At 51.7% G+C, this 10,851-nt stretch carries 6 protein-coding genes and 2 pseudogenes; 4 read left to right on the top strand and 4 right to left on the bottom strand.

All coding sequences use genetic code 11. The features are described from left to right. Positions 1 to 224 (top strand): annotated as a pseudogene (locus DES54_RS14320) (IS630 family transposase); the annotation flags it as partial. Continuing rightward, positions 221 to 358 (top strand): annotated as a pseudogene (locus DES54_RS19385) (LysR family transcriptional regulator); the annotation flags it as partial. The pseudogenes DES54_RS14320 and DES54_RS19385, both read left to right, overlap by 4 nt. A gap of 73 nt (positions 359 to 431) precedes the next feature. Here DES54_RS19385 and DES54_RS14315 read toward each other — a convergent pair. Continuing rightward, positions 432 to 1,742, bottom strand: a complete 1,311-nt coding sequence (locus DES54_RS14315) for a dicarboxylate/amino acid:cation symporter (protein ID WP_113868513.1) — start codon at positions 1,740 to 1,742, stop codon at positions 432 to 434. A gap of 845 nt (positions 1,743 to 2,587) precedes the next feature. Here DES54_RS14315 and flhA point away from each other — a divergent pair. Beyond that, positions 2,588 to 4,753, top strand: coding sequence for a formate hydrogenlyase transcriptional activator FlhA (flhA, locus tag DES54_RS14310; protein ID WP_113868511.1), 2,166 nt, complete (start codon positions 2,588 to 2,590; stop codon positions 4,751 to 4,753). Between the two features lie 43 nt (positions 4,754 to 4,796). Here flhA and fdhF read toward each other — a convergent pair whose 3' ends face one another. Together fdhF and DES54_RS14300 are read right to left on the bottom strand one after the other, a co-directional pair. Next, positions 4,797 to 6,947, bottom strand: a complete 2,151-nt coding sequence (gene fdhF, locus DES54_RS14305) for a formate dehydrogenase subunit alpha (protein WP_113868509.1) — start codon at positions 6,945 to 6,947, stop codon at positions 4,797 to 4,799. 39 nt (positions 6,948 to 6,986) lie between these two features. Then, the gene (locus DES54_RS14300) at positions 6,987 to 7,529 is read right to left on the bottom strand and encodes a 4Fe-4S binding protein (protein WP_113868507.1); all 543 of its coding nucleotides are present in this window, start codon (positions 7,527 to 7,529) and stop codon (positions 6,987 to 6,989) included. A gap of 496 nt (positions 7,530 to 8,025) precedes the next feature. Here DES54_RS14300 and DES54_RS14295 point away from each other — a divergent pair, with 496 nt between their 5' ends. Then, complete coding sequence (locus DES54_RS14295; protein WP_113868505.1) at positions 8,026 to 9,705, top strand: methyl-accepting chemotaxis protein; 1,680 nt, start codon at positions 8,026 to 8,028, stop codon at positions 9,703 to 9,705. Between the two features lie 61 nt (positions 9,706 to 9,766). Here DES54_RS14295 and ahr read toward each other — a convergent pair whose 3' ends face one another. After that, positions 9,767 to 10,783 carry an NADPH-dependent aldehyde reductase Ahr gene (ahr, locus tag DES54_RS14290; RefSeq protein WP_113868504.1) on the bottom strand — a complete coding sequence of 339 codons (1,017 nt, stop codon included), beginning with the start codon at positions 10,781 to 10,783 and terminating at the stop codon, positions 9,767 to 9,769. Positions 10,784 to 10,851 lie beyond the last annotated feature (68 nt).

Genomic DNA, 10,851 nt, shown 5'->3' with positions numbered 1-10,851 from the left:
AGAATCCGAAGTTTCGTGTTATTTATCAGCCGGTTTACTCGCCCTGGGTAAATCATGTTGAACGGCTGTGGCAGGCGCTGCACGAAACGATAACCGGAAACCACCAGTGCCGCTCAATGTGGCAGTTACTGAAAAAAGTGCGTCACTTTATGAATACTGTCAGCCCATTCCCCGGTGGGAATCATGGTGGTAAAAATGTAGCGATATTAGGATCAGTTATTTAGAAAGTCAGGAACTGGTGATCCTTGATGAGGGGAATGCCGCGATGAGCATGGGCGTCTATCTTTATCGCCTTGATGCCAGGCTGAATATGGCATCGGAAAAGTTCTGGCGATATATAAAAGCGCTGCCGCGCTAATATTTAAAGCCTGAATACCGGCGCGTGTTGATCGCACTGGCGGCCCTTAGGCCGCCAGATAATCGTTCACGTATCAGGAGTTCTGCGTGGCTTGGGTTTGCTCGTAGGCGACGGCGGGATCTTCCTGTTCCTCTTCGTCATCCTCGTCATATTTGCCTTTTTCCAGGCTGGCAACGACAGCGGTAGAGATACTGTTACCCACCACGTTGGTAGCGGTACGGCCCATATCCAGAAACTGATCGATACCGATAATCAGCAGAATACCAGCTTCCGGCAGGCTGAACATCGGCAGCGTCGCCGCCACCACCACCACAGAAGCACGCGCTACGCCAGCCATCCCTTTACTGGTGATCATCAGGGTCAACAGAATCAGAATCTGTTGCGTCAAGCTCAGATCGATGTTGTAAGCCTGAGCGATGAACAGGATCGCAAAGGATTGATACATCATCGAACCGTCAAGGTTGAATGAGTAGCCCAATGGCAACACGAAGCTGGTGATTTTCTTCGGCACGCCGAATTTGGTCAATGCTTCCATGGTTTTCGGATAAGCGGATTCACTGCTCGCAGTGGCGAACGCCAGCATGATGGGTTCGCGGATCAGTTTGAACAGTTTAACGATTGCCTTGCCGAGAAACGCATAGCCGACGCCGAACAGCGCTGCCCACAATAACACCAGGCCGAGATAGAACTCGCCGATCAGTTTACCGAAGTCATAAATCAGACCCAGGCCCTGAGTGGTGATGGCGGAGGCAATGGCGGCGAACACGGCGATAGGCGCCAGCGACATGACATAGTCAGTCACGCGGAACATCACTTTCGCCAGTTCCTCGATCATCGAAATGATGATTGTTGCATGTTTGTTACTATGTTTGACGTAAGCAAGGGCAGAACCGAAGAACAGAGAGAAAACCAGAATCTGTAGAATTTCGTTGTTTGCCATCGCTTCCACGATACTTTTCGGGAAGATGTGGCTGATGAAGCTCTTAAGCGTAAAGCCATCGGTGTTCAGACCGGATGCAACTGGCGCCGCGACGGGGGAGATCTCCAGGTTCATGCCTGCGCCGGGCTGAAAGAAGTTTGCCAGCATCATGCCGATGAGCAGAGAAAGGACAGAGGCGGTAACGAACCAGATCATCGCTTTCATACCGATACGGCCAACCGCGGAGGATTTCCCCATGCTCGCCAGGCCGGAAACCAGCGTTGCAAATACCAGCGGTGCAATGATCATCTTGATAAGACGAAGAAAGATGTCCGTGACCATATTGAAGTAAGACGCGATTTCTTTTGCGCGTCCCACTTCCAGATATTGGTGGCAAGCCCATCCAATCAAAATACCTAACAAGATAGCGACGGCTATCTGTATGACTAACTTCTGCCTTTGCATATAAACCTCATGTTGGTGATGTTATTCAGACAACACAATATTATTACAGTGTGATAAGCGAGTGTTTATAAAATAAACAAACCCGATTCATCACCCTGATCTGTTATTGGGGTGTTGTGTCTGCACGCCGATATTACAACGATTCTGAATTTTTACATTTTTTTTCTGTTTATTAAAATGCAAATGTGATCTTTGTCATGAAAAAGTACGTGTCAATAGCTCATTCAATAGGAAATGGCGGCTGGCCATTAGTATGGCATCTTATTTAAACATGTATATAAACAGCGGGTTATGAAGGTATTACAAGCTGAGGAAGAGAGGGCAAAGGAAGACATATTTTCTTGTAGATTTTATTGTACATATTGTAGGCATATTTTATTTATTCCTTACGATTTGTTACTTTATTTTAAGAAATGTTTTTTGTTTGAAGTCCCACCATTTTTATGGAAGCAAGTCGCTGTGATTTTATCCGATTAATTTATTTAAATTTTACTAAGGTATTTAATTTATCTGCCAGCAGTAAATATTTCCTGAAATAATTTTGTGATTAAAATATATACTTTATTTGTAATTATTTTGTTTCAAAGTTGTGAGTAATTGCTTAAGCCAGAGAGCAAAAAATGATGGCGAACAGAGGTGGTAAACGGAATATTTTCCATTATTCGGGGTTTGGCCTCCGGTAATAAAATGGTTGTCATTACAATAATATTTCGCATTTTTTCTTGATTATTCTTCTGGTTAATAGCGATTCAGATCAAGCTATCGACATGATGGCGTAGGATTTCCGTTCGTTAATCCTTACACTACATATCCCCAGTAATTTTGTTGACTTTATTGCGGTGGTTATGGTGATACGACTGACAGATTCCCCATCAAGGTTGTCGATTCTATGGCAGGATGCCCTCCTGAAGGTGTCACAAACTCTACTGCAACAACGCAGTATAGAAGCCCTGTTGCAAGTGTTGGATAGCTTGTCTTTTTCTGTTGTCCGGTTCGGACGGGTCAACGTGTTGCTGATCGACCTGCTGCATAATCGAACGCGGCTTTACCGTTACGACCGCAGAGAGAACAAAACCCGCTGTAGTGAAGAGACGATCTTGTTATTGGATGGACCGTGCGGCATCGTTTGGCATACCCATACGCCGCTGCACTGCGACCGGGCGCATTTCCAGCGCGAATTTCCTCATCTTATGATCCAGCCGGCATATGCCGGACTCAGCGATTATTGCCAGTTACCGTTGCTGACGTCGCAGCGTTCGTTAGGCGGCGTCGAGTTCATTAAAACGGACGGCAGCCGATTTGATGAGAGTGAAATTATTTTCTTTCAGGCGCTTACCGATATCATTACGCTGAAGCTGGAACAGATCGGCGAACGAGAGCAGGCGCAGCTTGAGGAAGAGCGGCTGCGCCATGAACGCGATCACTTCCGTATTCTGGTTGACGTAACGAATACCGTCATTTCCAAACTGGAACTGAAGGCGCTGGCGCAGGAGGTGTCCAAAGAGATTCATCGTTTTTTCGGCATCGATTTCGTGGCGCTGGCATTGCGTGATCACGATGACGACGATAAAACCCTCAAGTATTACGCCACGCATTACCTCTCCGGGTGCTCGCCGCATTGCGGCGAAGGCTCGCTCAAGCTGTCGGAAACGCGAGCGGAAGCGGTCATGCGCGACAATAATGTTTTGCTCATCAATCGTGACAATGACCTGAATTCAGCGGAGCATCCGCGTTATCTGGCGCAATGGTTCGACAGTAGCCTGAAGCATGCCTGCCTGCTGCCGCTGACGTTTGGCGATCGCGTGCTGGGCGTGCTGGAACTGGCGCATGACAGCGATTTATCCGTCAGCAAAGCGGATATAAAATTGCTGCGGCAGATTGCGGCGCGTATTGCCATCGCGTTGGATAATGCGCTGGCTTACGAGCAAATCACCCGTTTGAAGGATTCACTTATCCACGAGAATTTCTATCTGACGGAGCAACTCACCGAACGTACCCATAGCGTGGGCGGCGAAGCTTTCGGTGAAATTATTGGTCGCAGCGCGGCGATCCGTCAGGTGCTGGAACAGGTGGAAATGGTGGCGAACAGTGACAGCACGGTGCTGATCCTGGGGGAGACCGGCACCGGGAAAGAGTTGATCGCCCGCGCCATTCACAGCCTGAGTTCACGCAAGGCGAACCGTATGGTGAAGATGAATTGTGCGGCGATCCCGTCCGGGTTACTGGAAAGCGATCTGTTCGGCCATGAGAAGGGCGCTTTTACGGGGGCTTCAAGTCAGCGTCAGGGGCGCTTTGAACTGGCGGATAAAAGTACGCTGTTTCTGGATGAAGTGGGGGATATCCCGCTGGAGTTGCAGCCTAAACTGCTACGCGTTTTGCAAGAGCGGGAGATTGAGCGTCTGGGGGGAAGCAAGGTGATCCCGGTGGATGTCCGCCTGATTGCGGCCACCAATCGTGACCTGAAACAGATGGTGGCCGATCGGGAATATCGCAGCGATCTGTATTATCGCCTGAACGTTTTCCCGATTGTGATCCCGCCGCTGCGTGAACGACCGGAAGATATTCCGTTGCTGGCGAAGTTTTTTACCCGCAAGATCGCACGCCTCATGAACCGCGCCATTGACAACATTCCATCAGAAATGTTGCGCCAATTGAGCAAACTTCCCTGGCCGGGCAATGTGCGTGAATTGGAGAATGTGATTGAAAGAGCGGTGATCCTCACCAGAGGAACGACGTTGAATTTACAATTGGCGGAACTGCAACCTCACCTCTCGCCACGGGAAAGTCCGAAGACGGTTGCCATGAAAGTCGCGCCGATGGCGCAGCCGGTACGGGAAAATGACGAGGAAGAGTCTGAGCGTCAGCGTATTATCCGGGTATTGAAAGAAACCAATGGCATCGTCGCCGGGCCAAAAGGCGCCGCCGCCAAACTCGGTTTGAAGCGCACCACCTTGTTGTCACGTATGCAGCGGATGGGGATTTCGGTTAAAGCGATTGAAGATATGGAGTAAGGGAGAACGGGATGCGGCCAGCGAGCCTGGCCGCATCAGTGCGTTAATTCACTTCTTCCGCAGTCCTGCGCAGACGCGCCTTCAATTCGCTGTATTCCTGTTGCACGTAATTTTCCGCCGCTAGTTGATCCTCAATGGCTTCCAGTTTGACGGCGCAATACTTGTATTCCGGCGTTTTGGAAATTGGATCGAGGTGATCGAGCGTCAGTTCATTACAAGCGCCAATCCACCATTGATAGGTCATGTAAACCGCGCCCTTGTTGATGCGTTCACTGATGGCGACACGGCTGATGACTTTGCCGCGTCGCGAGGAAACCCAGGCCAGTTCTTGATCGCGTAGCCCCAGGCGCTCGGCGTCTTCCGGGTTGACCTGCACATAACCGGGTTCATCCGCCAACGTTTGCAACGCGGTGCAGTTGCCGGTCATGGAACGACAGGAATAGTGACCCACTTCCCGCACGGTGCATAGCACCAGAGGATAGTTCTCATCAACCTGTTCCATTGGCGGTCGCCATTCCGTTGCGAATAACAAGCCTTTGCCGCCAGGACGGTCGAACTGGTTACCGGCATACAACCACGGCGTGCCGGGGCTGTCTTCGGTGGTGCACGGCCAGGGGATATAGCCCAATCCGGCCATTTTTTCGTAAGTCGCGCCGTAATACAGCGGGCAGAGGTGGCGCAGTTCGTCCCAGATTTCCTGCGTATTGTTATAGTGCATAGGATAACCGAGCGCGGTCGCCATCAGGCTGATGATTTCCCAGTCCGGTTTCACGTCGCCCTGAGGTTCAACCGCTTTGTAGAAGCGCTGGAAGCCACGGTCGGCGGCTGAGTAGACGCCTTCGTGTTCGCCCCAGGAGGTGGCCGGCAAAATCACGTCGGCGACTGATGCGGTTTTGGTCATAAAGATGTCCTGCACAATCAGCAGTTCCAATTCACTGAACGCTTCGCGCATCATGGACAGATCCGGCTCGGTTTGCAGCGGATCTTCCCCCATTACGTAATTGGCCCTGATTTTGCCCTCTTTGATTTTGTGTGGAACATCGGTCAGGGAATAGCCGATCTGGTCGGACAGGCTTGGCACGCCCCAGGCTTTGGCAAATTTCTCCCGCACAGCCGGATCCGTAACTTTTTGATAACCGGGGAACACATTAGGCAACGCGCCCATATCACAGGCGCCCTGCACGTTATTCTGACCGCGTACCGGGCCAACGCCGACATTCGGGCGGCCCAGATTGCTCGTCAGCAATGCCAGACCAGACAAGCCTTTCACCACGTCGACACCCTGACCCCACTGGGTCACGCCCATGCCCCACAAAATGGTGGCGGAAGGCGCGGCGGCGTACATCCGCATGGCATCGCGAATAAGTTGCGGTGACAGTCCGGTGATGTCCGCGACATACTCCGGCGTGTATTTGGCGACGATCTGGCGATACTCTTCAAATCCTTCAGTATGGCGCGCCACGTACTCCTTGTTGTACAGGCCTTCAGTGATCAGCACATTGGCGAACGCGTTGACCAGCGCCATGTTGGAGCCGTTGTTTAGCGGCAACCACAGATCGGCGATCCGCGCGGTTTCAATGTGACGCGGGTCGCACACGATAATGTTGGCGCCACGCTCTCTGGCTTTCAGGATCCGGCGGGCGACGATAGGATGCGAATCAGCGGGGTTATAGCCGAAGACCAGAATACATTCGGTATGTTCGATTTCGCAGATGGAGTTACTCATGGCGCCGTTACCCAGCGTTACCTGCAAACCGGCGACCGAAGGGCCGTGGCAGACACGGGCGCAGCAGTCAACATTGTTATTACCGGTTACCGCGCGGGCGAACTTCTGCATCACATAGTTGGTTTCGTTGCCTGGTCCGCGCGAAGAGCCGGTATGCATGATGACGTCGGGGCCGTATTTCTCTTTAATCGCCTTCAGGCGGGAACTGGCGAATTCGATGGCTTCATCCCATGATACGGCCTCAAAGGGCGCGCCTTTCTGACGGCGGATCAGCGGTCGTTTCAGACGCGGGGTCAGTAATTTGGTGTCGTTCAGAAAATCCCAGCCGTAATAGCCTTTCAGACAAAGTTCGCCCTCGTTTGTCACGCCATTGGCGCCTTCTGCGCCAACCACTTTGCCGTTTTCAACCAACAAGTTAATTTTGCAGCCTGAACCGCAATAAGGACAGACCGTGATCACTTTCTGCATGATGATTATTCTCCTTCAGCGTACCTTGAGCGGCACCGTTCAGAATTGCATTCCCGCGGCTTCATCAAGCGCCGCACGCCGTTGTTTTCGTTGGATCATGGCCTGAATATCATCACGGCTGATCATATGAAGCGCTTTGGTCGGACACACCTCGATACAGGCCGGGCCTGCGGTTCGTCCCGCGCAAAGATCGCATTTCTGCGCTTCGGCTTTGATGCAGTTACCCAACACCTGATAATGGCTGATACGGGCAACCGGTTTACTGATCACGGTCATGGCGCCGTAAGGACAGGCGACGACGCAGGTTTTGCAGCCGATACACTTTTCCTGCCGCACCTGAATGCAATCATCGGCATGAATGATGGCGCCATTCGGACAAACATTAGCGCAGGGCGCGTCTTCACACTGGCGGCATTGGATGGTGGTGCTGACGTTCAGCCCTTTAATCACCGTGAGGCGCGGCGAAAAGGTTTTTGGGGATAATGAGGCTGTTTTTCCGTCGCTGTGGGCCAGCATACAGGCAACCTCGCAAGTGCGGCAGCCAATACATTTATTGGAATCTGCAATAACGAACCGGTTCATGACATCGTCTCCGACCTGGGCTCAGATGAAAAATCAGGGTGTCGACATGATGGCGCAGTGACACATAGCCCAACATAAGCAGGCTTTGTGCCAAAAGATGACTGTAATTGATTAACTTATTGATTATAGACGATATTTAACTGCTTCTGGACAAGGCCATTTGACAATGATGTCAAGGGTGACGATGGCGGAAACATGATTTCGGCAGATTTGACGAGAGGTGATGCGCACTTTATGGGTTAATGCCTATACTCATTTTATATCCGCTATAAATAAGGCGGGCAGGGATGACGAACTGATTTGATAGATAAAACAGGGACGAAGTATCGCCTATTACTACACATAATCTGGTGTTCCTTTGCTTGAATTCTGAATCGGGGATTTTGGTGCGCCTGCGGTTTTTCATCCGGCAGGAAGCGGATATGAAGATAGAGATAAATAGGCGTCAGTGGACGACTGCTCTGACGCTTATTGGCTAATGGTATGGGGTTGAGCTATGAGCTTTTTAAAAAATGTCAGCATTCGGGCTATGGTGCTAATGATCGTGGCGTTATTATTGGTTATATGGGGAATGGCTTCAGGATACAGTCTTTATTCTCTTTATCACGTCACTAATCAACTGCACAAAACCGAAGTTCAGCGTAATACCTATTCGCATCTTGTTTATGGCGCCGATCAATATTTTCGTGCGGCGACCCGACTGGAACGAACAATGGATTATATGCAGAACAGTAATCCAGAGAATGCGCAACAAACATTGGCGATGGCGCAAACCGCAATCTGGAATACCAAGGATTCGCTGGCGAAATTTACCGCCGCCGAACATGTCGGCGTTGATGACGCGACGGTCAAATCGATCAGCGACACTTGGTCGACGTTGGTTTCAACCGCGATTGATCCGATGAACGAGGCGTTGCAACGCAATGACGTGGATAGTTTCCGACAAATTTTCCGCTCAGTTTATCCCGCGATTAGCCTGGCATTTGGCGATGAAATCAAAAAATACACTGATCAGATTACCCAGGCCGATATGCTGCCGGGGATTAACGAACAGAATGAGCATAATCGAAATGCGCTGATTGCCGCGATGGTGCTCGGTCTTATCATTTTACTTTTCACCGTGTATTACCTGAAAAATTATCTGGTGATCCCGATCGGGGTATTGAAATCGCATCTGGCATTACTGACTGCCGGACAACTGGGATGTGAACTGGCGGAATTTGGCCGTAACTGCGCGGGGAGACTGATACCGGATATCAAGCGATTGCAAAAAAGCCTGCGGGATACGGTATCGGTTATTCGTCAGAGCGCGGCGGAAATCGGTCAGGGAACCACGGATATTAAAGAAGGGAACGATGATCTGTCAGGCCGCACCGAACAGCAGGCCGCCACGCTTCAGCAAACCGCCGCCAGCATGGAACAGATCAACTCCACGATAAAGCAGACCACGGATCACGTTCATCAGGCGCGCAATCTGGCGCAGAATGCCGCCAATATCGCGCAGAAAGGCGGCAAAATCAGCAGCAACGTCATGGAAACTATGGAAAACATCAGCGCCAGTTCGCACAAAATCTCCGACATCACCACCGTTATCAATGGGATTGCGTTCCAGACCAACATTCTGGCGCTCAATGCGGCGGTAGAGGCGGCCAGAGCGGGGGAGCAGGGCCGAGGATTCGCCGTGGTCGCGGGCGAAGTGCGAACGCTGGCGCAACGCAGCGCGCAGGCGGCGAAAGAGATTGAGGATCTGATCGCTGAGTCGGTAACCAGAGTGGCGGCGGGCGCGGAACAGGTAAAACAGTCTGGCGATGCGACCACCGAGATTATTGACGCCATTTCACATGTCAACGATCTGATTGCCGAAATTGCGGCGGCGACCGATGAGCAAACCCGCGGTATTAGCCAGATTAGTCAGGCCGTGCACGAAATGGATGGCGTCACGCAGCAGAATGCGGCGCTGGTGGTAGAAGCGGCGGAAGCGGCTGCCCGTCTGGATGAGAAAACTGACGAGCTTTTGGCGACGGTGGATGTTTTCCACCTTGAAGCCGATGGTTGTCCGGTCGGCAGCGAACAGATTTCGCCATTACCGAGTATGGCGATCGCGCGTCGTCCTTCTCCCGTCAATACTTCTCTGTTATCCGCGAATGTGCATAACAACAACTGGGAAAAATTCTGACCGACGTACAGACGGGGACTTTTCTGTCCCCGTCGTCATTCGTCATACCGCTAGCGACACATCAGAAATCCGCTTTCAACACCACCCGGAAGTTCGCTTTGCCAGCCCGGACATGATCCAGCGCCTCATTGATTTCCGACATCGGAAAGAACTCCACTTTGGGAGAGACATCCGCACGCGCGGCCAGCTTGAGCAGTGAGCGCAACTGCCCCGGCGAGCCGGTGGAGGAGCCGGCCACCGCGCGATCACCGCCGATAAGCGTAATGGAAGGCACCGGCAACGGCTTCATCACAATGCCCACGGTGTGGAAATGACCTCTGGGCGCCAGCATTTCAAAATAGGGTTGCCATTCGAGATCAACCGCCACGGTGCTTATAATCAGGTCGAATTGTCCGGCCAGTCGCTTCAGCGCGTCCGTATCCCGGCTGTTGATCACCTCGTCGGCGCCCATATCCAGAATCGACTGTTTTTTAGCGGGAGAAGAACTGAATGCCACCACTTCCGCGCCCATTGCGCGCAAGATTTTGATGGCGATATGTCCAAGCCCGCCGATGCCAATGACACCGACACGGCTGGTTGCCGTGATGTTGTGGGTCAGCAGGGGTTTGAATACCGTAATGCCGCCGCACAGCAGCGGACCGGCGCTGGCGATATCCAGATTAGCAGGCAGCGGGATCACCCATTGCCAATTGGCGCGCAATTTTTCGGCAAATCCGCCGTGGTTCAAAATGGTCGGCGTCGCGCCCTGACGACAGTTGATGTGATCGCCGTTGATGCAAGCGTCACAGTGCTGGCAGCTTTTGGCCGTCCAACCGATACCGACGCGTTGGCCCAGTGACAAGCCCTTATTTTTTGCGGTGTCGCCCAGCGCCACGACACGGCCAATGACCTCATGACCACCGATCAGCGGATAGCTGGAAATACCCCATTCATTGTCGATCATCGAGAGATCGGAATGACAGACACCGCAATATTCAACTGCAACTTCAACGTCTTCGGCATCCAACGGGCCGGCATCGTACTCATACAGTTCCAAAGCCTGACCAGCCTGCATTGTCGCATAACTTTTAATTTTCATTTCTGACCTCTGATTGCATGAATCGCTCGGCAAGTAGTGTAACAAAATAGTGCTCTGCATGGGGGTAA

It is taken from the genome of Brenneria salicis ATCC 15712 = DSM 30166 (genome assembly GCF_003315515.1).
Taxonomy (GTDB): Bacteria; Pseudomonadota; Gammaproteobacteria; order Enterobacterales; family Enterobacteriaceae; genus Brenneria; species Brenneria salicis.
The sequence above is the reverse complement of the archived record's forward strand: the minus strand, read 5'-3'. Positions and strand labels throughout refer to the sequence as shown.

Bases quoted from the DNA above. Each gene is read 5' to 3' on its own strand.
- DES54_RS14315 (WP_113868513.1), bottom strand. From the start codon at position 1,742: ATGCAAAGGCAGAAGTTAGTCATACAGATAGCCGTCGCTATCTTGTTA.
- flhA (WP_113868511.1), top strand. From the start codon at position 2,588: ATGGTGATACGACTGACAGATTCCCCATCAAGGTTGTCGATTCTATGG.
- fdhF (WP_113868509.1), bottom strand. From the start codon at position 6,947: ATGCAGAAAGTGATCACGGTCTGTCCTTATTGCGGTTCAGGCTGCAAA.
- DES54_RS14300 (WP_113868507.1), bottom strand. From the start codon at position 7,529: ATGAACCGGTTCGTTATTGCAGATTCCAATAAATGTATTGGCTGCCGC.
- DES54_RS14295 (WP_113868505.1), top strand. From the start codon at position 8,026: ATGAGCTTTTTAAAAAATGTCAGCATTCGGGCTATGGTGCTAATGATC.
- ahr (WP_113868504.1), bottom strand. From the start codon at position 10,783: ATGAAAATTAAAAGTTATGCGACAATGCAGGCTGGTCAGGCTTTGGAA.